Annotated in this window: 24 protein-coding genes; 13 read left to right on the top strand and 11 right to left on the bottom strand. The window is 47.5% G+C overall.

The genetic code is table 11. The annotated features are described in order from the left end of the window. The first annotated feature begins 38 nt into the window (after positions 1 to 38). The 3 genes from QM717_RS18785 to kdsB all read left to right on the top strand — a co-directional run bounded on the left by QM717_RS18785 (position 39) and on the right by kdsB (position 1,816). Complete coding sequence (locus QM717_RS18785; protein ID WP_415039870.1) at positions 39 to 392, top strand: DUF2200 domain-containing protein; 354 nt, start codon at positions 39 to 41, stop codon at positions 390 to 392. A 76-nt stretch (positions 393 to 468) separates the two neighbouring features. Continuing rightward, positions 469 to 891 (top strand): EamA family transporter, encoded by a 423-nt coding sequence (locus QM717_RS18780; RefSeq protein ID WP_415039868.1) that lies wholly within the window; start codon positions 469 to 471, stop codon positions 889 to 891. A gap of 199 nt (positions 892 to 1,090) precedes the next feature. Next, positions 1,091 to 1,816 (top strand): 3-deoxy-manno-octulosonate cytidylyltransferase, encoded by a 726-nt coding sequence (gene kdsB / locus QM717_RS18775; RefSeq protein ID WP_415039866.1) that lies wholly within the window; start codon positions 1,091 to 1,093, stop codon positions 1,814 to 1,816. On the opposite strand, the gene QM717_RS18770 is transcribed toward kdsB, so the two are convergent. The 3 genes from QM717_RS18770 to QM717_RS18760 form a co-directional block, all read right to left on the bottom strand. Then, complete coding sequence (locus tag QM717_RS18770) at positions 1,813 to 2,439, bottom strand: hypothetical protein (protein ID WP_415039864.1); 627 nt, start codon at positions 2,437 to 2,439, stop codon at positions 1,813 to 1,815. The genes kdsB and QM717_RS18770 overlap by 4 nt on opposite strands. Next, positions 2,418 to 2,621, bottom strand: a complete 204-nt coding sequence (locus tag QM717_RS18765; protein ID WP_415039862.1) for a DUF2188 domain-containing protein — start codon at positions 2,619 to 2,621, stop codon at positions 2,418 to 2,420. Before QM717_RS18765 ends, QM717_RS18770 begins: the two co-directional genes overlap by 22 nt. A 95-nt stretch (positions 2,622 to 2,716) precedes the next feature. Beyond that, entirely contained in the window at positions 2,717 to 3,652 is a 936-nt protein-coding gene (locus QM717_RS18760) for an endo alpha-1,4 polygalactosaminidase (protein ID WP_415039860.1), read from the bottom strand. Positions 3,653 to 3,892: 240 nt separating this feature from the next. Here QM717_RS18760 and QM717_RS18755 point away from each other — a divergent pair, with 240 nt between their 5' ends. After that, positions 3,893 to 4,450: a fasciclin domain-containing protein gene (locus QM717_RS18755; protein ID WP_415039858.1), complete on the top strand. Its 558-nt coding sequence runs from the start codon at positions 3,893 to 3,895 to the stop codon at positions 4,448 to 4,450. Between the two features lie 48 nt (positions 4,451 to 4,498). On the opposite strand, the gene QM717_RS18750 is transcribed toward QM717_RS18755, so the two are convergent. After that, positions 4,499 to 5,170 (bottom strand): spermidine synthase, encoded by a 672-nt coding sequence (locus QM717_RS18750; RefSeq protein ID WP_415039856.1) that lies wholly within the window; start codon positions 5,168 to 5,170, stop codon positions 4,499 to 4,501. Between the two features lie 60 nt (positions 5,171 to 5,230). Between QM717_RS18750 and QM717_RS18745 the strand changes: the two genes are divergently transcribed. The 7 genes from QM717_RS18745 (at position 5,231) to QM717_RS18715 (ending at position 12,687) form a co-directional block, all read left to right on the top strand. Next, positions 5,231 to 5,800 carry a 1-acyl-sn-glycerol-3-phosphate acyltransferase gene (locus QM717_RS18745; RefSeq protein WP_415039855.1) on the top strand — a complete coding sequence of 190 codons (570 nt, stop codon included), beginning with the start codon at positions 5,231 to 5,233 and terminating at the stop codon, positions 5,798 to 5,800. 162 nt (positions 5,801 to 5,962) lie between these two features. Beyond that, a complete protein-coding gene (locus tag QM717_RS18740) occupies positions 5,963 to 7,117 on the top strand; it encodes a M14 metallopeptidase family protein (RefSeq protein ID WP_415039853.1) in 1,155 nt (384 codons plus the stop codon). 77 nt (positions 7,118 to 7,194) lie between these two features. After that, on the top strand, positions 7,195 to 7,674 hold the full coding sequence (locus tag QM717_RS18735; RefSeq protein ID WP_091140893.1) for an Lrp/AsnC family transcriptional regulator: 480 nt from the start codon (positions 7,195 to 7,197) through the stop codon (positions 7,672 to 7,674). A 77-nt stretch (positions 7,675 to 7,751) separates the two neighbouring features. Then, entirely contained in the window at positions 7,752 to 10,322 is a 2,571-nt protein-coding gene (locus QM717_RS18730; protein WP_415039851.1) for a phosphoenolpyruvate carboxylase, read from the top strand. 38 nt (positions 10,323 to 10,360) lie between these two features. Then, a complete protein-coding gene (locus tag QM717_RS18725; protein WP_415039849.1) occupies positions 10,361 to 11,878 on the top strand; it encodes a T9SS type A sorting domain-containing protein in 1,518 nt (505 codons plus the stop codon). Continuing rightward, entirely contained in the window at positions 11,878 to 12,393 is a 516-nt protein-coding gene (locus QM717_RS18720) for a DinB family protein (protein ID WP_415039847.1), read from the top strand. Before QM717_RS18725 ends, QM717_RS18720 begins: the two co-directional genes overlap by 1 nt. 12 nt (positions 12,394 to 12,405) lie before the next feature. Next, a complete protein-coding gene (locus QM717_RS18715) occupies positions 12,406 to 12,687 on the top strand; it encodes a hypothetical protein (protein ID WP_415039845.1) in 282 nt (93 codons plus the stop codon). Between the two features lies 1 nt (position 12,688). On the opposite strand, the gene QM717_RS18710 is transcribed toward QM717_RS18715, so the two are convergent. Both QM717_RS18710 and QM717_RS18705 read right to left on the bottom strand, forming a co-directional pair. Beyond that, entirely contained in the window at positions 12,689 to 13,168 is a 480-nt protein-coding gene (locus QM717_RS18710) for a DNA-deoxyinosine glycosylase (protein ID WP_415039843.1), read from the bottom strand. Between the two features lie 5 nt (positions 13,169 to 13,173). Next, positions 13,174 to 13,974 (bottom strand): class I SAM-dependent methyltransferase, encoded by an 801-nt coding sequence (locus QM717_RS18705; RefSeq protein WP_415039842.1) that lies wholly within the window; start codon positions 13,972 to 13,974, stop codon positions 13,174 to 13,176. Positions 13,975 to 14,055: 81 nt separating this feature from the next. Between QM717_RS18705 and QM717_RS18700 the strand changes: the two genes are divergently transcribed. Next, a complete protein-coding gene (locus QM717_RS18700) occupies positions 14,056 to 14,703 on the top strand; it encodes a hypothetical protein (protein ID WP_415039840.1) in 648 nt (215 codons plus the stop codon). Positions 14,704 to 14,732: 29 nt separating this feature from the next. Here QM717_RS18700 and QM717_RS18695 read toward each other — a convergent pair whose 3' ends face one another. The 5 genes from QM717_RS18695 to aroB form a co-directional block, all read right to left on the bottom strand. Further along, entirely contained in the window at positions 14,733 to 15,167 is a 435-nt protein-coding gene (locus QM717_RS18695) for a DNA primase (protein WP_415039838.1), read from the bottom strand. A gap of 7 nt (positions 15,168 to 15,174) precedes the next feature. After that, positions 15,175 to 16,149 (bottom strand): deoxyhypusine synthase family protein, encoded by a 975-nt coding sequence (locus QM717_RS18690; protein WP_415039836.1) that lies wholly within the window; start codon positions 16,147 to 16,149, stop codon positions 15,175 to 15,177. Between the two features lie 90 nt (positions 16,150 to 16,239). Further along, positions 16,240 to 17,637: an arginine decarboxylase gene (locus QM717_RS18685; protein WP_415039834.1), complete on the bottom strand. Its 1,398-nt coding sequence runs from the start codon at positions 17,635 to 17,637 to the stop codon at positions 16,240 to 16,242. Between the two features lie 67 nt (positions 17,638 to 17,704). Then, on the bottom strand, positions 17,705 to 17,875 hold the full coding sequence (locus QM717_RS18680) for a hypothetical protein (RefSeq protein WP_415039833.1): 171 nt from the start codon (positions 17,873 to 17,875) through the stop codon (positions 17,705 to 17,707). A gap of 59 nt (positions 17,876 to 17,934) precedes the next feature. Next, a complete protein-coding gene (gene aroB, locus QM717_RS18675; protein ID WP_415039831.1) occupies positions 17,935 to 19,002 on the bottom strand; it encodes a 3-dehydroquinate synthase in 1,068 nt (355 codons plus the stop codon). Between the two features lie 153 nt (positions 19,003 to 19,155). On the opposite strand from aroB, the gene QM717_RS18670 reads away from it, so the two are divergent. Beyond that, positions 19,156 to 20,328, top strand: a complete 1,173-nt coding sequence (locus QM717_RS18670; protein ID WP_415039829.1) for a proline dehydrogenase family protein — start codon at positions 19,156 to 19,158, stop codon at positions 20,326 to 20,328. Positions 20,329 to 20,389 lie beyond the last annotated feature (61 nt).

Here is a 20,389-nt window from a genome sequence, read left to right as displayed (position 1 = left end):
AAATCTTTACATTTGGGAATTCAAGCAAAACCAACACGATGCACAATCAAGAGCGAATCTACAAAATGCTTTTCTCGAGTGTTTACCCCTTGTACATTCAAAAGGCGGAGAAAAAAGGGCGCACCAAGACCGAAGTCGACCAAATCATTTTTTGGCTGACGGGTTATGACGAACAATCGCTGCAACAGCAAATCGACCGCAAAACCGATTTCGAAACTTTTTTTGGGCAGGCACCACAAATCAATCCCAATGTTTCCAAAATCACGGGTCTGATTTGCGGGTATCGCGTAGAAGACATCGAGGACAAACTGATCCAACAGGTGCGTTACCTCGACAAACTCATCGATGAACTGGCCAAGGGCAAGGCGATGGAGAAAATTTTGAGGACTTAATTTTCGAATCTTTTCAAGTTTAATTGTAAGTTGAAAGAAAACCAATCGAATAACTTTAGGTTTAAATTTCAGCGTCATGAAAAACTGGATCGTACTCGCGCTCATTTCGATGTTCTTCGCCGGACTCACTTCGGTCATCGCCAAAATGGGTTTGAAGAACGTGAGCAGCGATACCGGCTTGGCCGTGCGCACCGTATCGGTGGTGCTGGTCGTGGCGGCCAATGCGTTCCTGTTCCATTCGGCCAAGGATTTCAAGAACCTTTCGTGGAACGATATTTTGATCCTTTCTATTTCGGGTATCACGGCGGGTTTGTCTTGGATCTTTTATTTCCGTGCGGTCAAGATCGGCGAGGTGGGACAGGTGGCGCTGATTGACAAAGGCAGCATTGTGGTGACGGTATTGCTTTCGCTGTTTATTTTACACGAGGAATTCACCTGGAAAACGGCTCTTGGCGGCGTGTTGATTATAGCGGGCTTGCTGGTTTTGACCTTGAAGTGAATGGAAATTCCAAAGCCCTAGCCCTGATGGCAGCGGCATCCTTTTGCTCCGTCCCGACGCTTCGGGACGGAGCAAAAGATAAAGCGAACAGCAGGATAAAGCTTCTAAAAATAAAAATTCTCGTTAACTTAGCAACCCATTAACCACCCTGATTGGCAGCTCAGGCACTCAGCTACTCAGGCACTCAGTTACTCCAAAAATGAAAATCATCGCAGTCATTCCCGCGCGCTACGCATCTACACGCTTTCCGGCCAAACTCATGCAAGACCTTTGTGGCAAAACCGTCATCCGCAGAACCTATGAATCGGCGGTCAATACTGGTTTGTTCGACGACGTGTTTGTCGTGACCGATTCGATCCTGATTTACGACGAGATCATTTCGAATGGCGGAAAAGCGATCATGAGCGTCAAGGAACACGAATCAGGCAGCGATCGCATTGCCGAGGCGGTGGAAAATTTGGATGTTGATATCGTGATTAACGTACAAGGAGATGAGCCTTTTATCAATGCCGAACCGCTGGCCAAAGTGATCGAGGTGTTCCGCAATGATTTTGACCACAAGGTCGATTTGGCTTCGCTGATGGTGGAAATCACGGCCGAAGACGAAATCAACAATCCCAATATCGTAAAAGTGGTGGTGGACCAAAATGGATTTGCGTTGTATTTTTCACGTTCGGTGATCCCGTACCCGAGGGAGAAAAATGTGGGCGTACGCTATTTCCGCCATATCGGGATTTACGCGTTCCGCAAAAAGGCATTGCTCGATTTCTACCGACTGCCTATGAAATCGCTTGAAGCTTCCGAAAAATTGGAGCAGTTGCGCTACCTCGAATTCGGCAAACGCATCAGGATGGTCGAGACTTCGCATGTGGGCATCGGCATCGATACGCCCGAAGATTTGGAAAAAGCGCGTCAAATGCTCTAGGCAATATTCTTTTTCAAATACCGCAGGAATTCAGGCAACGGCAATCGGTTGATTTCTTCGTGCTGGAATTTTTTCTTGCGGTAATGCGCGTAGAAATCGGTGTAGAAAATCATGTAATCGTCCCAAAGTACCGATGGTGGCAGTAAATCTTCGATGTCGCCAGAGAGCCAATTCCTGATTTCGGTGACAATCATTTCGGCGTCGTTTTTATGCGAACGGCAGTCGGTTCCGGCCATATCGGACAAGGCGTGGCGCATGCTGTCTTTTTCGCCTTCAAAGATCAGGAATTTCTTCGTCCGGTAGATTTTTTTCGAATGGTATTGCTTGCAGCCGTAGTCGATGCCGAGTTCGAAGGGCATGTTCAATCGGAAGTATTCGTTGCCCGAAGATGACTTGGCGCGGCTCAAATCGTGGATGCTGTATTTGGATTCCTGGATCAATTCCTTGATTTTACTGAGGCGGACCTCACCCGAATCGTTGCGTTCGGAAGCGATGCGCGGCGTGAGTCCAATTTTGGAAATGACATACAGGATGACCTTGAGCAAAGGAAGATAATCTTCATCGAAAGGGCAGTTGATGAAAACATTCTTGTCGAAATGTGTTATCTTTTTGCTACGAGCCATTGGTCGATGGAGCCATCGGTTTTGTGGATGATCAGGTCGCTTCCGGCTTCGATTTCTTTTTGCGCATATTGGATCGCGAGTTCGATGGACTCGTAAATGCGGGTGGCCCGGTGCGTGCCTTCTTTCTTGACGGCCCAACCGCTGCCGCGCTTGACGATATGTGTCCTTTTCTCGTTCAACATTTTTTTAGGATATAACGCAATCCATCTGGGAAGATTTTGCTCTGGTAAAAATAAAACTTTTTTTGACAATTTCCGAACAATTCAGGCACGGGCTGTTATTTGTTGTACAGGAAATAGTAGGCTTCGACATTGTCGAGGTAAGCCCCGTCGAATCCGGCATCGAGGATTTTCTTGAAGTAGGAATTGTTGTTGCCGTACATGATCTTCTGCCATTCCGGGTTCCAGTATTCGACGTAGAATTCGTCGTTGTAGCCCGCGTATTTTTTCTTGAGCCAAACCGGGTCGCCCAAAATCCAGTTGCCGTCCCAGTAGTAGCGGAAATTCTCTGCCGATCCGATGCTTACATACGCCAATACCAGGCGTTTGCCGCCGTTGGCCTTGGTCTGCAATTGTTTGATTTCTTCGGGGGTAAACGGTTTGGTGTGGAAAAACAAATCGATGATGATGACATCGAAATTGGTCTTGGCGATGTCTTTGAGGTAATAGAACCGCTGTTTGTAATTCGATGAATTGATCAGGTACAAATAATTCTTCGCATCGGAAAGTCGGGTGATGTCATTGGCATTTTCATCGGTAATCGCAGGGATGTCCTTGTAATCTTCGTTCTTTTCGGTACGCGGGAAACACAGGAAACCGGCTTTTTTGTTTTTGGCGACGATGTCTTCGGTCACCTCGCTTTTGGTGATGAATTCCGAGACGAGGATTTTCTTTTGCGGCTGTAATTTCTGCAGCATTTTTAATCGGTAGCTGTCCACTTTCGATTTTTCGTTGAAGAACAATTCCTCGATCCCAAAACCGTCCACGGCATTCATATAAGCCGTATTCATGCCCGCATCGGGGTTGAGTTTGTTGAATGCCAATTCGGCGCCGTTTTGCGGAACGATGATAAAATCGGGTTTGATGCCGCGGGTGTATTTGGAGATGCTGATGACGAATTCCTGCATCTTGATTCCTGCCTTGGCGGTTTTGTTTTCCCTGGTGTTGAAGGAAAAAAGGAAGACTAATACGAATGCGGAAAGGTATTTTTTCATCAAATGCAATTTGGATTTTCGGGCTTTCAAAATCAGTGCCCAAAATTAGAATTTATAATCGAGACAAAATCCCAATCCCCAATTATTTTCAAAATTTTGAACGCAAAGGTAATAAAACCAATGCATTGACCTGTTTTGATCTACTTTGGATAGTTTAAAATTATGTTAAAACGAATATTTCAAAAACCACTGTTCCAACTTTGGGCGTAGATGCCGATATAACTTTTAAAATCAATCTTTATGAAAACCCACAAATTATTATCTGCCACTTTTATGGTTTTGGCATTGACATTTGGAACTGCTGCTCTCGCACAAAAACCGATAACCGTTGGCGGTGCGCCGATGTATGCCAGCAAAAACATCATCGAAAATGCCGTCAATTCGAAAGACCACACCACATTGGTGGCGGCCGTTAAGGCGGCGGATTTGGTCGAGACTTTATCGGGAAAAGGACCCTTCACGGTATTTGCGCCGACCAATGCCGCTTTCGAAAAATTGCCCAAGGGAACGGTGGAAACCTTACTCAAACCCGAAAACAAAAAGAAGTTGCAAAGCGTTTTGACCTACCATGTGGTCGCCGGAAAAATGAATGCTTCGGACATCGCAAAGGCCATCAAGGCCGGAAACGGAAAAGCGGTATTGACAACGGTTCAGGGCGGAAAACTGACCGCGTGGATGGACGGCGACAAACTCGTCTTAACCGATGAAAAAGGAGGCAGGTCAGTCGTTACGATCGCCGATGTGAATCAATCGAACGGCGTTATCCATGTCGTCGATGCGGTGTTGATGCACCAATAAAATAATTTTAGTTAGTTGGAATGGCCTGCATCTGCGGGCTTTTCTTTTTTAAGCCGTGCCGATTTTGCGCACCAGAATCAATTCGTTATGTGCCTCGATCCGCGGAATCCGGGTCAGTTCGAATGCATCGGGGTCGAACTTGCCGATGTACTTCTGGTTGCGTTTTTCCTGCTCGGTGTTGAGGATCATGGTATTGAACAGCAAAACGCCCTTGTCGCGCAGCAGGAACCCGATGCGGTTCACGAAGAATTTCTCGAACAGGAAATTGGGCATGGTCGTATCCTGGAAAATATCGACAATGATCAGGTCGTATTTTTCCTTGGTCTTGAGCACGAATTCAAACGCGTCGTCGATCACGATTTCAAGGTTAGGAATCTGGTCGAGCGCAAAGTATTGGTTGGCCATCTTAATGACTTCGGGATCGATCTCGACCCCGGTGATTTTTCCCTTGCAATGGATTTCGTTGACGAGTGTTTTGATGACACTGCCGCCGGCCACGCCAAGGATCAGGATGTTTTCCTTGAGTGCCACTTCGGCAAAACCGATTGTTTTGAGGCCCTTGCGCAATATGCGTTGCAGGCTGCCGTACGAATAATTGGTGTTCTGCGAATCGAGCACGAGTTCGCCGTTGTTCCACGTCACTTCAAGATTTTTGCTCAAAGCCGATTTCTTTTGGTAGATGTTGACCGGGATAAAATAACTGAGCCACTTTTTGAACATTCGCAGAATTTTCACCAAAAATAAGCGAATAACCTTATTTTAGCACAAAATATTTTCGAAATGAAAAAGCGAATCTACGAGTGGATTTTTTTCAGGCTCATGGGCTGGAAAATCAAGGGCGCCTTCGATCCGGAAATTAAAAAATGTGTCATCATGGTGATGCCGCATACGAGCTGGCACGACTTCTATATCGGGTTGTTTGCACGCGGGATCATCAACCTCGAAATGCATTATGTGGCCAAGGCCGAGCTGTTCCGGTTTCCGTTCGGGGGGTATTTCCGATGGATGGGCGGTGCGCCGCTTGATCGATCCGGTGGCCAGAACAAGGTCGATTCGATTGCCGAGATTTTCCACAAACGCAGCGTGTTCCGAATGGCCATTGCTCCCGAAGGCACGCGCAAGAAAGTAGCCGAACTCAAGACCGGATTCTATTACATCGCGCTCAAGGCGGGCGTTCCGATCATTCCGGTGGCTTTTGATTATGGAAAAAAAGAAGTCAATGTAGGCGGCTATTTTTATCCGACCGGAAATATTACAGCCGATTTGAAAGCACTCATGGCCCATTTTAGCGGAGTATCGGGAAAATACCCGCAAAATGATTTCGACATCGAAAAAATGCTGCAATCCTAAAACCAAATTTCCAAAATACACGTAGATACAAACGCAAGACAGAACTTGACGATATTTTTGTGTTTGTTTTATTGGTTCAGAAACCTTCGGTCAACCCACCGGAGGTTTCTTGTTTTTAAGGCGTTGGTAAAATGACTATTTTTGTGTAGCAAAATTTACCTCATGGATTTCGAATCAATATTCCACCAGCACCAGCTTTCCCGATTGTCGGGCAGGTATATTAATCTGGAACACATCGAACCGTTGCTGCTGCAATGGAATACGGCCAACCAATTGAAAGTGCTCGGTCAATCGGTGCAAGGGCGCCCGATTTATGCGTACCAGATTGGAAATGGAAAAATCCGCATCCTGATGTGGTCGCAGATGCACGGCAACGAAAGTACGACGACCAAGGCGGTGATGGATTTGCTGCACCTGCTGCACGGCGACGCGGAGATTGCCCAAAACCTGCTGGCCGATTTTACGTTTTGCATCCTGCCGATGCTCAATCCCGACGGTTCGAAAGTTTGGACGCGCGAGAACGCCAACGGCATCGATTTGAACCGCGACGCCTTCAACCGCACACAGCCCGAAAGCCAAATCCTGCGCCAGGTTTTCGAAGATTTCCAACCCGATTGTTGCTACAACATGCACGACCAGCGCACGATTTACGGCGTCGGGGACAGTGGGAAACCGGCTACGGTCTCTTTTCTCGCACCGGCCTTCAACGAAGAACGCCACATCCACCATGCGCGGGCCAAGGCCATCGATATCATAGCGGCGATGAATGAGGAGTTACAAAAACACATCCCGGGACAGGTGGGTCGTTTTGACGATTCGTTCAACATCAATTGCGTGGGCGACAGCTTTCAGCAGCTCAATGTGCCGACGGTGTTGTTCGAAGCCGGTCATTTTCCCAACGATTATGCGCGAGACGTTACCCGAAAGTATATTTTTATCGCCTTACTTTCTGGATTTGAATTCCTCAACGAAAACGTTATAGTTAGCAATGGATTGCAAGATTATTTAAATATTCCTCAAAATAAGATATGTTTTTTTGATTTTGTTTATAAAAACGTCAAGATAAATTATGATAGTAACATAATTATTACGAATTTTGCCGCTCATTTCACCGAAGAATGCATCGAAAATGAAATCCAATTCAACGCCAGCATAGTACAGGTCGGCGATTTGGACGGATATTTCGGTCATGTGGAAGTGGATGCAAAAGAAGCTGAATATTCTGATGATAATGACAATTATCCTCAATTAAATCGAAAAGCCGACTTTTATTTAGGAAAAAACGTTAAAGTTCTTAATGGAATTATAAAAAATTAACGTTTTAACATTAATTGCCGAATTTTTATCCTTCTTTTGCGTAACAAAACAACAAACACAAAAAATAAACACATTTTATGAGCAAGTTTCGTTTAGATGAAGTCGATCACCAGATCTTAGACATGTTGATTGATAATACCAGGGTTCCATTCACAGACATCGCAAAGAAATTATTGATTTCTGCCGGAACCGTCCATGTAAGGGTTAAGAAAATGGAAGATGCCGGAATCATCATGGGTTCTTCACTGACGTTGGATTACGAAAAACTCGGCTATTCTTTTATCGCTTATGTCGGCGTTTTCCTCAACAACACTTCCCAAACGAAATTTGTACTGGAGCGCATCAACGAAATTCCATTCGTGACCGTGGCACACGTGACCACCGGTAAATTCAACATCTTCTGTAAGATCCGCGCCAAAGACACCAAGCACGCCAAAGACGTGATTTTCATGATCGACGACATCGAAGGGGTTTACCGTACCGAAACGATGATCTCGCTCGAGGAAAGCATCAACGACAAAAAGCGACTGATGCACACCATCTTCAAGAACATGTAAAAATTACGATAATTATAACGAAGACCCCAAGTGAAAGCTTGGGGTTTTTTTATTATCTTGATGGAAATTTCGCCATCATGTATACGCTTCCCAAAATCGAACGTTTCAACCAGAACGTCTTGTCCAAGTACCAAGTCTACAACAGCGTTTTCCTGACCTTGCCTTTCGACTCGATCGAAAATACCGGGGTGCTGTTGCCGCTTTTTTCCGAAGTCTGCGAACGCGGTTTCCAAAATGAGGAAACGCCGGGCCAGATCGTCGATGCCTTTTCCAAAAAGTACCTCGACAATTGTTCCGAAGAACGCCGCATCGACATCCTGTTTCGTTTCATCCAATACGTCGAAAGACAGATCGTACTGTTTGACGCCATTGAAGACGCCGCTTTCCCGATCATCAACAACCTCGAAGGACACGGCTCGTTGCGCGACATGAAAGAAACCGCCGAATCCAACGACAAGAAAGGCAAACTCAAGGAAATCCTTGAAACTTTTCGTATGCGGACGGTTTTGACGGCGCACCCGACGCAATTTTATCCGGGCTCGGTACTGGGCATCATCACCGATTTGACCGAGGCGCTGCGCAAAGACGACCTGGCCAAAATCAAGGAATTGCTTTCCCAATTGGGCAAGACGCCGTTTATCAAAAAGGAAAAACCGACGCCTTATGACGAGGCCGTGAGCCTGACTTGGTACCTCGAGAATGTCTTTTACCAGACCGCTGGTGAAATGATCCAATACATCCAGCGCAATATCTTTCCCAGCGAAACCATCACCAACCCGATTTTCAACCTGGGTTTCTGGCCTGGTGGCGACCGCGACGGCAACCCGTTTGTCACGACGGAAATCTCGCTCAAGGTGGCCGAACGGTTGCGCAGTTGCATCCTCAAATGCTATTACCGCGACATCCGTGACCTCAAGCGCAAGTTGACTTTTTCCAAAGTCGATGAGCTGGTTGCCGAAATTGAAATCGCAATCTACCGTTCGGCTTATTATGCCGAAGAAGGAATCCAGATCAGCGTGGCCGATTTCCGGAATAAGCTCGAGCAAATCAAGCAAATCGTTGTCCAGCAGCACCAATCCTTGTATCTGGAAGAAGTAGACGATCTGATCAACAAACTCAACCTGTTCGGGTTTTATTTTGCCTCGCTCGACATGCGCCAGAACAGCAAGATACACGATACGGTCATCGCAGACCTGTACCAAAAGCGTCCGGATTTGTTTCCAAAAAATTACCTCGATTTGGATGCTACGGAGCGGGTGGCGGCGGCTTCCAAAATTTCGACCCGACTGGATCCTGCCGATTTTGAAGGCGATACAAAATCCACGCTCGAATCGGTCTATGCGATCAAAACCATCCAAAGCCAGAACGGCGAGCAGGGTTCCAATCGCTACATCATCAGCAATTGCGAAAGTGCCGTGAACATTATGGAGACTTTTGCGCTAATCCGGATGTGCGATTGGCAAAAGCCCCAAGTCGATGTGGTGCCGCTTTTTGAAATCATCACCGACCTGCAGCATGCGCACCTGGTCATGGAGAAGATGTATACGAATCCCGAATATGCCCAACACCTCCAAAACCGCGGCAACCGACAAACGGTCATGCTCGGTTTTTCTGACGGTACCAAGGACGGCGGTTACCTGATGGCGAATTGGAGCATCTACAAGGCCAAGGAAAACATCACGGCCATGTCCCGCAAATATGGCGTCGAAGTGTTGTTTTTCGACGGACGCGGCGGACCTCCGGCACGGGGCGGCGGAAAAACAAACAAGTTTTACGCTTCGCTCGGGCCCGAAATCGAAAACCATGAAATCCAGTTGACGATCCAGGGGCAGACGATCAGTTCGAATTTCGGGACGGCCGATTCGTGTCGGTTCAACCTCGAAAATTTGCTCAGCGCGGGTGTCAGCAATCATTTGTACGATACGAACAAAAACCGGCTTTCGGTCCAGGAAAAACAAATCCTCGATGAACTTTCCCAGATCGGCTACCGCAAATATTCCGACTTCAAGCAGCACCCCAAATTCATTCCGTACCTCGAGAAGATGAGTACGTTGCATTATTATTCGAAAACCAACATCGGCAGCCGTCCTTCCAAACGCGGCAAGACCGACCAGCTCGATTTGGCCGATTTGCGCGCGATACCGTTTGTGGGTTCGTGGAGCCAGATCAAACAGAATGTCCCGGGTTTTTTCGGCGTGGGTTCTGCGTTGCGGCATTTTGAGCAAAGCGGGCTTTGGGAATCGCTCGTGGATTTGTACAATACTTCTTTGTTTTTCAGGACTTTGCTCGAAAACAGCATGATGTCACTGGCCAAGTGTTTTTTTCCGCTGACGGCTTACATGAAAAACGACCCAGAATTTGGGGAATTCTGGCAAACCATATTCGATGAATTCAACCAAACGCACCGTTTGCTGCTCAAGATCGCCCACCACAAAGAGCTCATGGAAAACTATCCCGACGGCAAGGCTTCGATCGCGACGCGTGAAAAAATAGTCGTGCCGCTTTTGGTCATCCAGCAATATGCCTTGCAGCGCATCAACGAAATCCGCGCTTCGGGCCAACCCAATGAAAACCTGTTGGGGATTTACGAAAAGATTGTGACGCGATCGCTGTTTGGTAACACCAATGCGAGCAGGAATTCGGCATAATTTAGTACATTTGGTCAAACACCAAACCACCAACTACAATGGGAAAAAAATTACTGTTGTTTCCAGTCCTGTTGCTTCAGCTTTCCTTATTTGCCCAAGCCCCGGCAATCGAATGGCAAAAGTCATTCGGCGGATCGGACTATGAATACGGATATAAAATCAGGCAGGCCGCAGATGGCGGCTATATCATGATTGGTTCGACCGTATCCACCGATGGCGACGTTTCCTTTCACCATGGCGGTACCGACTGTTGGGTCGTGAAGTTGGATTATTCGGGCGCATTGGAGTGGGAGAAAACGTATGGTGGCTCGGGCTACGATTTGATACTCAGTATCGAACAGACCTCCGATGGCGGTTACATCCTCGCTGGTTTTACGAATTCGACCGATGGCGACATTACAACCGTCAACAAAGGGAGCTACGATCTGTGGGTGGTGAAAATAGACGGCCTCGGGACCATCCAATGGCAGAATACCTATGGCGGATCTTCAGCGGATCAGGCAGAATCCATCAGCCCAACCGACGATGGTGGTTACATCATTGCCGGTACGACCTATTCAAACAATGGGGACGTGTCAGGAAACCATGGGGCCACTGACGCTTGGATATTGAAACTAAACAGCACAGGTGCGATCGCATGGCAAAGAACACTTGGCGGGGGCGGAAATGACAATGGCTATAGGATCAAACCAACGGCTGACGGCGGTTATATTTATACCGGGATTAGCTCGAACAATGGGAATGATTATTTTATCGTGAAGCTCAACAGTGCGGGGGTGTCTGAGTGGCAAAGGCTTTTGGGCGGATCCGGTTTCGATTGGTCATCCGATATTACACAGACAGCCGATGGCGGTTACATCGTATGTGGCGACACCGATTCCACCAACCTCGATGTCATCGGGAATCATGGTGCGACCGATGCCTGGGTTGTCAAACTCAATGCCGACGGCACGACCCAATGGAAGAAAACCTATGGTGGAACCAGTACGGACAGGGCCAACAGCATCCAGCAAACCGCCGATGGCGGTTATATCCTGGCCGGCTACACTTCTTCAAACGATGGCGATGTGACCAGCAACCATCCGGGCGACCTCGAATATTGGGTTTGGAAAATCGATGCGGCCGGTATTTTGCAATGGCAAAAAACGTTGGGCGGCCAAGGACCCGAGGTAGGCTATTCTGCCTGCCAGACGACCGATGGCGGTTATGTGGCATTTGGATGGACTTATGCCTCAGATGGTGATGTCACCGAAAACAATGGCATCCAGGATTACTGGGTCGTGAAATTGTCGCCTGAATCACTGTCTGCCGTTGCTTTTGCTTCGGATGCCTTGCAGATTATTCCCAATCCCGTCCAATCGGTATTGGAAATCAAGTATCTGGCAAACCTGGCGATCGACCGTGTGGTCATTATGGATGCATCCGGGAAGAAAATAATCGAACAACCGCAACCGGAATCGAATACCATCAATGTTGAAAACTGGACCAGCGGAATGTACATCCTTCAGGCATTTTCAGGGGAAATCAAATACCAACAAAAAATCATCAAGCAATAATGAAAACAAGCGAAGTAGGCACCAACGAATATGCGTCATACTACCAAAACTACATCACCAAGGCCGGCGAGGTCGATTTGATCGAGGAGCTCGAAATCTCGGTGCACCGGCTCATCCACTTCGTACGCGAAATCCCGATGGACAAATTCGATTACCGCTACGCCGAGGGCAAATGGACCATCAAGGACATCCTGCAGCACCTGATCGATGCCGAACGCATTTTCAGCTACCGCGCCTTGCGTTTTGCGCGCAAGGACCAAACGCCGTTGGCCAGTTTCGAGGAAGACGACTATGCCCGGGAAGCCAACGGGGGCAGGCGCAGCATCCAGGATTTATTGACCGAAGTGGCCGTGGTGCGCCAATCGACCTTGTCGTTGTTCAAATCTTTTGATGCAGAAACGCTCCAACGCATCGGGACGGCCTCGAACAACCCGATGTCGGTACGTGCCTTGGGGTTTGTGATCATCGGGCACCAGAACCACCACCAGCAGGTTTTTGAAGAACGGTACCTGTAATTTGCAACAGATATGGAGCAATGTCAACTCTTTTGGAAGGATGCCTTAATCGGGGAATACGAGGATCCAATGCCGGACATGTGGTATTTCGACGGGAAATTCATTCCCAACGAAAGCCCCTTGGCCAAAGCGTTTATGGATCATATGGCCAACACGAATCCGCAAGAACTGTTACACGATTGGAGCAAAGGCATCAAGGCAGCCATGCAATTCGGCAATGACAAGCCGATAGCGGTTGTTGTTCTCGCATTGGATGAGGAAAACAATTTATTCGTGCGACGGATCCCGGGATGAATTACCGCAACGCTGCGGCCCAAGCTTCCCATTTTTTTTCGAATTTCATCGTATGCGCCGGACTCGTCGAGGGCAATACATGGTAGGCTATCCCTTCAATTTGCCCAAATATCTTGAGAAAGAATTTATGTGCCTGTTGCCCGTTGAACAGAATCTTTTTGATTTTGGGATGCGCCTGCAACAAACCCGGAATATCATTCTCGAAATGGTTCTTGATGTTCGAATCAAGGCTTCCTTCGCGTTCGCAATGTTTGAGTACATCCCATATGGCAATATTGTTCTTTTGGAGCAAGGCGACCCTATCCGAAAAATTTTCATCGATTGGCTGGCCCGAAAACAGGGCGTACATGATTTTCCAGAAGTGGTTTTGTTTGTGCGCATAATATTCCTGCTTGGCCAATGACATCGCGCCGGGCATCGTTCCGAGGATCAGGATTTCGGAATCCTTGTTGGCGAAAGGCGGAAAGGAACTGATTTTCAATTGGGTTATTTTTTGGTGGCAACAAGCGAAAATACCATCGGGATTTTGTTGCCGAGGCTTTTGATGATGAATTTTCCAGGTTCGGGTTCTGTCATTCCGCTGAAACAAGGGTAGGGTGAATAATCGTATTCGTCGAATCGATCGATCGAAAGCCCATTTTGGATCAGGCTGTTGAGCACTTCGCTGGTCGGATGGTTCCAGCAAACCGATTGGTTTTTGATCGGCGCGTTTTTGTCGGCATAGGTGCCTTCGGTCATTTCAACGATTGCGCCCGTATTGAAATAATCGTATTCGATCGAGTGGTAATTGGAGTCAAACATCCAAATAAACGGATGGAATTCGACAAATACCAATTGCCCGCCCGGTTTAAGAAAATGGGCAATCACTTTGGCCCATCGGTCCAGGTCAGGAAGCCAGCCGATCGTACCATAACTCGTAAAGACAAGATCGAATTTTTCGTCGAGTTGGTTCGGCAAATCATAAATGTCGCAGCAGAGGAATCGGGTGTCGGTTGGCAAATCGGCGGCGATTTTGCGTCCGGCCTCGATGGCCTTGTCGGATAAATCGACGCCCGTAACTTCTGCGCCCATGCGCGAAAGCGAAATGCTGTCCTGCCCGAAATGGCATTGCAGGTGCAGGATTTTCTTGCCTTTGACTCTGTCGAGCAACTCGAGTTCGATCGGCTTTAGGGAAGTTTGCCCCGATAAAAATCCGGGCAGGTCATAGAATTCAGACTCGAGATGGAAATCAACCTTGTCGTTCCAGAGCTTTTTGTTGTATTCGAGGTAATTTTCTTCGGGTTTCATATGGGCTAAGATACGGTTTTTATGGCCAATGCCACTGTTACTTTTTGGGAACCGAAAGGACTAATGGAGTAAAACGGAATCATGAAGACATTTTGCATTTTACTGGCGGCCGTAGCCTGCATGACTGGTTCATTGGCCGCCCAACAGCGAGTCCTCAACCTGCACGAACTGTGGGAAAGGAATGGGATAGAGGTGTACAACAGGGAATTGACCCCGATCGATGACCGCTCGGGCATCCGCCTGGATAAAAAGGAAGGCGAGGGAGTGGCTTGGCTCAAAGACGTTGAATTCTCCGAGGGCATTATCGAATTTGACGTACGTGGCGAAAACCTCAAGCAACACAGTTTTGTCGGGATTGCGTTTCATGCCAAAGACGATTTGACGTATGACGCGATTTATTTGCGACCATTTCAATTTCAATCTGAAGATGAAATTTTGAGGCAACGCTCGATCCAATATGTTTCCTTTCCCGATTTTACCTGGCGCAAATTGCGCGAACAATTCCCAGGCAAATACGAAAGTGCCATTGTGCCGAGTCCGGATCCCAATTCATGGGTAAAAGTAAAGATTGTGGTGAAAGATGGAACTGTTTCTACTTACATCAACGGAAATGCACAACCGAGTTTGGTCGTTCAGAAAGTGACGAATGCTGTTTCAGGAAAAATCGGTTTTTATGTGGCCGATACCTCGGGTGGTGATTTTGCCAACATCAGTATTGTCAAGCATTAAAAAAGGAACCTGTTGGGGTTCCTTTTTTATTATCTGTCGTCTTCGTCGTCTTCGTCGTCTTCTTCATTGTTGTCCGAATCGAAATCGTCTTCATCCTCATCGTCCTCGTCGTCTTCGTCAGATCCGCCCGGATCTTTGGTCACGTCGACTTCTTCTTCGTCATCATCAATGGCATCCTCGTCATCGATGTCCATGCCTTTGATGTTGTCGATCGGTGCGACCACATCGTCTACGATATCGTCGTCTTCGTCTTCGAAATTCTCGAGACGGCTTGCGAGTTTGGTGCTTACTTTTACCAGATAGATCGTGTCTTCGGTTCTTACTTCAACGGCTTCAACCAATTCGTTTTGCGCATTTCTGAAGCGGATGATGTTCGAGTCGTCATAGCCATCGGGAAACCGCTCCACCAAAAGGTTGAGGATTTCGTTGGTTAATTTGGAATAGTCAACAATAATTCTTCTCATAAGTGTATTATAAATCTAGTAGGTAAGCAAAAATTAGCGGTGCGACAATCGTGGCATCCGATTCAACAATAAACTTCGGTGTCGTGATGTCGAGTTTTCCCCAAGTGATTTTTTCGTTCGGGACGGCTCCGGAATAAGATCCGTAACTCGTCGTCGAATCGGAAATCTGGCAAAAGTAACTCCAGAACGGCACATCGTGCATTTCCATGTCCTGGTACAACATCGGTACGACGCAAATCGGGAAATCCCCTGCGATACCACCGCCGATCTGGAAAAATCCGATGCCTTTTCCTTCGCAGTTTTTGGTGTACCAGTCGGCCAGCCACATCATGTATTCGATGCCGCTTTTCATCGTCGTCGGCTTGAATTCGCCTTTGATGCAATACGAAGCGAAGATGTTGCCCATCGTTGAATCTTCCCAGCCCGGAACCACGATCGGCAGGTTTTTTTCGGCTGCGGCGACCATCCAGGAATCTTTCGGGTCGATCTCGTAATATTGTTTCAAAACGCCAGAATTGATCATCTGGTACATGAATTCGTGCGGAAAATAACGCTCGCCTTTAGAGTCGGCGTTGTTCCAGATGTCGTACAAATGCGATTGCAACCTGCGGAAGGCTTCTTCTTCGGGAATACAGGTATCTGTCACGCGGTTGTAGTGGTTTTCCAATAAATCCCATTCTTCCTGTGGACTCAGGTCGCGGTAATTGGGAACCCTTTTGTAAGAGTTGTGCGCCACCAGGTTCATAATGTCTTCTTCCAAGTTGGCGCCGGTACACGAAATGATGTGCACTTTATCCTGACGGATCATTTCGGCCAACGATTTGCCCAGTTCGGCCGTACTCATTGCGCCGGCAAGCGAAACCAACATTTTGCCGTTTTCCAGCAAATGGGTTTCATAGCCTTTGGCTGCATCCACCAACGCTGCCGCATTGAAGTGCAGGTAGTGTTTTTCAATAAACTGGCTAATTGGTCCTTTACTCATTTTTGTTGTTGTTTATTTATGTGTTGGGTCTGGTTGGCTCCTCAAAGGAAAACTATTTTTTTGAAAACGCCAACCGAAATTTATTAACTATTATTTGCCGTAGCCCAAAATCTTGAGCACGTCGTCTGAGGTTTGTGCTTCCGAAAAGACTTCGGTGGCCAAAATCCCGTTTTCGTCGCGGTCGATCAGGATGTGTTTCGGCTGCGGGATCAAGCAGTGGTGCAATCCGCCGTAACCGCCGATGGTTTCCTGATAGGCGCCCGTGTTGAAAAACCCGATGTACAATGGTTTTTCCTTGTTGTATTTGGGCAGGTAAATCGCGTTGATGTTCTGCTCGGAATTGTAATAATCGTCGCTGTCGCAGGTCAATCCACCCAAAAGGACACGCTCGTAAGTGTCGTTCCAACGGTTTACGGCCAGCATCACAAAACGTTTGTTGATCGCCCAACTGTCGGGTAGGGTCGTGATGAAAGACGAGTCGATCATGTTCCACGCCTCACGGTCGTTCTGTTGTTTCTGGTACAACACCTGGTAGATCGCACCGCCCGATTCGCCTACGGTAAACGAACCGAATTCGGTAAAGATGTTCGGTACTTCGACTTCTTCCTCGTCGCAGGCAATCTTGATCTGGTTCAGGATCTCGTCGATCATGTATTGGTAGTCGTATTCGAAAGCCAATGAATTTTTGATTGGGAAACCGCCACCGATGTTGAGTCCGTCCAAAGTAGGACATTCTCTTTTCAAGGCGATGTACACCTTGATACATTTCACGAGTTCGTTCCAGTAATAGGCTGTATCGTTGATGCCGGTGTTGATGAAAAAGTGCAGCATCTTGAGCTCGAGGTTCGGGTTTTCCTGGATCTGTTTTCTGTAAAACGCCACGATATTCTTGTATCCGATCCCGAGACGCGAGGTATAGAATTCGAATTTCGGTTCTTCCTCGGCCGCGATTCTGATTCCGATCTTGAATTTGCCTTTGATTTCGGCCTGCAGCAAATCGAGTTCCTCGTAGTTGTCGATGATCGGAATTGTATTCTTGTGCCCGTTGTTGATCAGGCGTGCAATGTTTTCGATGTATTGGTCGCGCTTGAAACCGTTGCAGATCACATAGGTACTTTTATTGATTTTCCCCGCGGCCAAGAGGTTTTCCACAATATTGATGTCGAAAGCCGAAGACGTCTCGATGTGGATGTTGTTCTTGAACGCCTCATTCATCACATAGGAAAAATGCGAACTCTTGGTACAATAGCAATAGTAATATTTGCCTTCGTACTTGTTTTTTTCCATCGCATTACGGAACCAGTTCTTGGCGCGCTTGATGTTGTTGGAAATCTGCGGAAGGTATGTGAATTTGAGCGGTGTGCCATATTGCTCGACCAGTTTCATGAGGTCGATTTTGTGGAATTCAAGGTTGTCCTTGTTCAGGGTGAATTCTTCCTGAGGGAAATAATAGGTTTGGTTGATGAGGTCGTAATACTTGGTATTCATTTACGGATCAGGTTTAGGAGTTGAAATTAAAATATTGTTTGGTGCGTCAATACATTAATTCCGTTTCTCAAACCCGGATGTTGGCATAAATGATCGGAAGTTTCTCTTGGTGAACAGTAAAAGTGTCAAACGGGACAGCCATTTTGGCGGCAAAAATGTCGCGCAGCAACCGAAAGAAGGTTTTACTGCTTTTGTCCTGTGCGGCTGTGGCGTTGTGGCTGTTTTGCGTTCTGTTCATTAAGGGCAAATGTAAAAAATAAAATAAGTGAATAACAATACTTTTTTATTAAAAAAATATTAAGATTTATAATCCAAAAATGCCTCTATAATCAATTCATTGTCAGTATGTTGGTTGATCTTAATTTTACCGATTCCGTCAATCAATGCAAATTGGATGTTGCCGTACTCGTTTTTCTTGTCGTGGATGAGCAGCTCGAGGATCGGTTCGATGTCTTCCGATTCGAAATCGATCTGGCCGAAAATATCGGTAATCACATACTTGATCTGTGCATATTCTTCGCGGGTCAGCAGTTGTTTTTGCATCGAAAGATAGCTTTCCAAAATCATCCCCGCGGCAATCGCCTCGCCGTGTAAAAGCGTCGTTTTGTTTTCACTTTCGAGGAAATGGCTCTCGATGGCGTGGCCCAGGGTGTGTCCAAAATTGAGTGCCTTGCGGATGCCGTTTTCGGTCGGGTCCTGCATCACGATTTCGTTCTTGATTTCAATCGAGCGGAAAATGAGCGCATCGAAATCGGCAAAATCTACCGAAGCCAAATCGAGGAATTGCTCCCAGTACGGCTTGTCGAAGATGAGCCCGTGTTTGAGCATCTCGGCCAGCCCCGAACGCATTTCATTTTGCGGCAGCGTTTCGAGATAAGTCGTGTCGATGAGCACCATCTGCGGGACATTGATCACACCGATCTGGTTCTTGAGGTGGCCCAGATCGACGCCGTTTTTACCGCCCACCGAAGCGTCGACCATCGCGAGCAAGGTTGTCGGGACATGGATGAAATCGATGCCGCGCTTGAACGTCGAGGCGACAAATCCGCCCAAGTCGGTGACCACGCCGCCGCCCACGTTGATGATTAAACTCTTTCTGTCGGCCCCGAGTTCGGTCAGGATGTTCCAGATCTGGACACAGGTATCGATGTTCTTCGACCCTTCGCCCGATTCGAATTCGACGATCTCGATCGGGATTTCGGTGGCGAGATACGGCAGGAATTTGGGGACGCAAAATTCATTCGAATGGGTGTCGGCCACAACGAATATCGAAGAATATTTATGCGCTGAAAGGAGGTGGTTCAAAAATTCGTAACCGTTTTCACCGAAATGAATCGGGTAGCCGTTGGCCGGAATGGATTGCATCGCTTCAAATTTAGTCAGGCAAAATAACGCATTAATATTTTTTTGTGGCCACGAATGCGCGAATTTTTTCCCAAAGATTTTTCCTTAATATTTTTTAAAACCCATGGATTCGTAATCCACACTGCCTATCTTTGCATTATCATTAAAAACTACATGGAAAAAATCTTCAACAATACACAAAACGCATTTGCGCTCAAGAGCGACACCGAACTCGACCGCGCTTATTTTCTGTTCAAATTAATCGACAGCGAGCCGCTCGTACGCATCGGCACTGCGGTAACCAACTTTGCGATCAAGGCGCATTTGCCGGTCGAAGGGTTGATCCGCGCAACGGTATTTGACCATTTCTGCGGCGGGGTCAATGAAAATGACTGTCTTCCGGTGGTCGATAAGATGTTTACCAAGGGTGTTTCCTCGGTACTCGATTATTCGGTCGAAGGCAAGGAAGAAGAACAGCAGTTCGATTCGGCGCTCGAGATGACGCTCAAGACGATCGATTTCGCCGAACAACGCAAGGCGATTCCGTTTGCGGTTTTCAAGCCGACGGGTTTCGGAAGATTCTACCTGTACGAAAAATTAGGGGAGGGCCAAACCCTTACCGCCGAGGAACAAAAGGAATGGGACCGAGTGGTCGAGCGTTTCGATACCGTCTGCAAAGCCGCACACGATAAGGACGTGGCATTGCTCATCGACGGGGAGGAAAGCTGGATGCAGGACGCCGCCGATGACCTCGTGGCCGACATGATGCGTAAATACAACAAACAAAAAGCGATTGTGTTCAATACCTTGCAGATGTACCGCCACGACCGACTGGACTATCTCAAAAGGTTGCACGAGCAAGCCAAGTCCGAAGGTTTTTATATCGGGATGAAGCTTGTTCGCGGCGCCTATATGGAGAAGGAGAACAAGCGTGCCGAGGAGAAAGGCTACCCAACCCCGATCTGCGCCTCCAAACAGGCCACCGACGAAAATTATGATGCCGCGGTGGTGTACATGATGGATCACCTCGACCAGATGGCGATCTTTGCCGGGACGCACAACGAAGAAAGTTCTTATCAATTGATGGAATTGTTGCAGCAGCGCAACATCGCCAAGAACGACGACCGCATTTGGTTCGGACAGTTGTATGGCATGAGCGACAACATCAGCTACAATCTTGCGGCCAACGGCTACAATGTGGCGAAATACCTGCCGTTCGGGCCCGTGCGCGACGTAATGCCGTATTTGATCAGAAGGGCCGAAGAAAACACTTCTGTGGCCGGACAGACCAGCCGCGAACTCACTTTGATCAAAACCGAACGCGACCGAAGAAAAGGCAAGAATTAAGAAGTCCCGAGGCTTTAGCCGAATTGAGCGAAGCTAAAAACCGTTTCACTGTAAGAGGCAA

The organism is Flavobacterium sp. (assembly GCF_047602195.1).
Classification (GTDB): domain Bacteria; phylum Bacteroidota; class Bacteroidia; order Flavobacteriales; family Flavobacteriaceae; genus Flavobacterium.
This window is presented reverse-complemented; position numbering and strand designations above follow the sequence as displayed.

Bases quoted from the DNA above. Each gene is read 5' to 3' on its own strand.
- QM717_RS18735 (WP_091140893.1), top strand. From the start codon at position 7,195: ATGAGCAAGTTTCGTTTAGATGAAGTCGATCACCAGATCTTAGACATG.
- QM717_RS18670 (WP_415039829.1), top strand. From the start codon at position 19,156: ATGGAAAAAATCTTCAACAATACACAAAACGCATTTGCGCTCAAGAGC.
- QM717_RS18705 (WP_415039842.1), bottom strand. From the start codon at position 13,974: ATGAAACCCGAAGAAAATTACCTCGAATACAACAAAAAGCTCTGGAAC.
- QM717_RS18785 (WP_415039870.1), top strand. From the start codon at position 39: ATGCACAATCAAGAGCGAATCTACAAAATGCTTTTCTCGAGTGTTTAC.
- QM717_RS18770 (WP_415039864.1), bottom strand. From the start codon at position 2,439: ATGGCTCGTAGCAAAAAGATAACACATTTCGACAAGAATGTTTTCATC.
- QM717_RS18685 (WP_415039834.1), bottom strand. From the start codon at position 17,637: ATGAATACCAAGTATTACGACCTCATCAACCAAACCTATTATTTCCCT.
- QM717_RS18690 (WP_415039836.1), bottom strand. From the start codon at position 16,149: ATGAGTAAAGGACCAATTAGCCAGTTTATTGAAAAACACTACCTGCAC.
- QM717_RS18730 (WP_415039851.1), top strand. From the start codon at position 7,752: ATGTATACGCTTCCCAAAATCGAACGTTTCAACCAGAACGTCTTGTCC.
- QM717_RS18695 (WP_415039838.1), bottom strand. From the start codon at position 15,167: ATGAGAAGAATTATTGTTGACTATTCCAAATTAACCAACGAAATCCTC.
- QM717_RS18760 (WP_415039860.1), bottom strand. From the start codon at position 3,652: ATGAAAAAATACCTTTCCGCATTCGTATTAGTCTTCCTTTTTTCCTTC.
- QM717_RS18755 (WP_415039858.1), top strand. From the start codon at position 3,893: ATGAAAACCCACAAATTATTATCTGCCACTTTTATGGTTTTGGCATTG.
- QM717_RS18715 (WP_415039845.1), top strand. From the start codon at position 12,406: ATGGAGCAATGTCAACTCTTTTGGAAGGATGCCTTAATCGGGGAATAC.
- kdsB (WP_415039866.1), top strand. From the start codon at position 1,091: ATGAAAATCATCGCAGTCATTCCCGCGCGCTACGCATCTACACGCTTT.
- QM717_RS18725 (WP_415039849.1), top strand. From the start codon at position 10,361: ATGGGAAAAAAATTACTGTTGTTTCCAGTCCTGTTGCTTCAGCTTTCC.
- QM717_RS18740 (WP_415039853.1), top strand. From the start codon at position 5,963: ATGGATTTCGAATCAATATTCCACCAGCACCAGCTTTCCCGATTGTCG.
- QM717_RS18720 (WP_415039847.1), top strand. From the start codon at position 11,878: ATGAAAACAAGCGAAGTAGGCACCAACGAATATGCGTCATACTACCAA.
- QM717_RS18745 (WP_415039855.1), top strand. From the start codon at position 5,231: ATGAAAAAGCGAATCTACGAGTGGATTTTTTTCAGGCTCATGGGCTGG.
- QM717_RS18780 (WP_415039868.1), top strand. From the start codon at position 469: ATGAAAAACTGGATCGTACTCGCGCTCATTTCGATGTTCTTCGCCGGA.
- QM717_RS18765 (WP_415039862.1), bottom strand. From the start codon at position 2,621: ATGTTGAACGAGAAAAGGACACATATCGTCAAGCGCGGCAGCGGTTGG.
- QM717_RS18700 (WP_415039840.1), top strand. From the start codon at position 14,056: ATGAAGACATTTTGCATTTTACTGGCGGCCGTAGCCTGCATGACTGGT.
- QM717_RS18680 (WP_415039833.1), bottom strand. From the start codon at position 17,875: ATGAACAGAACGCAAAACAGCCACAACGCCACAGCCGCACAGGACAAA.
- QM717_RS18750 (WP_415039856.1), bottom strand. From the start codon at position 5,170: ATGTTCAAAAAGTGGCTCAGTTATTTTATCCCGGTCAACATCTACCAA.
- aroB (WP_415039831.1), bottom strand. From the start codon at position 19,002: ATGCAATCCATTCCGGCCAACGGCTACCCGATTCATTTCGGTGAAAAC.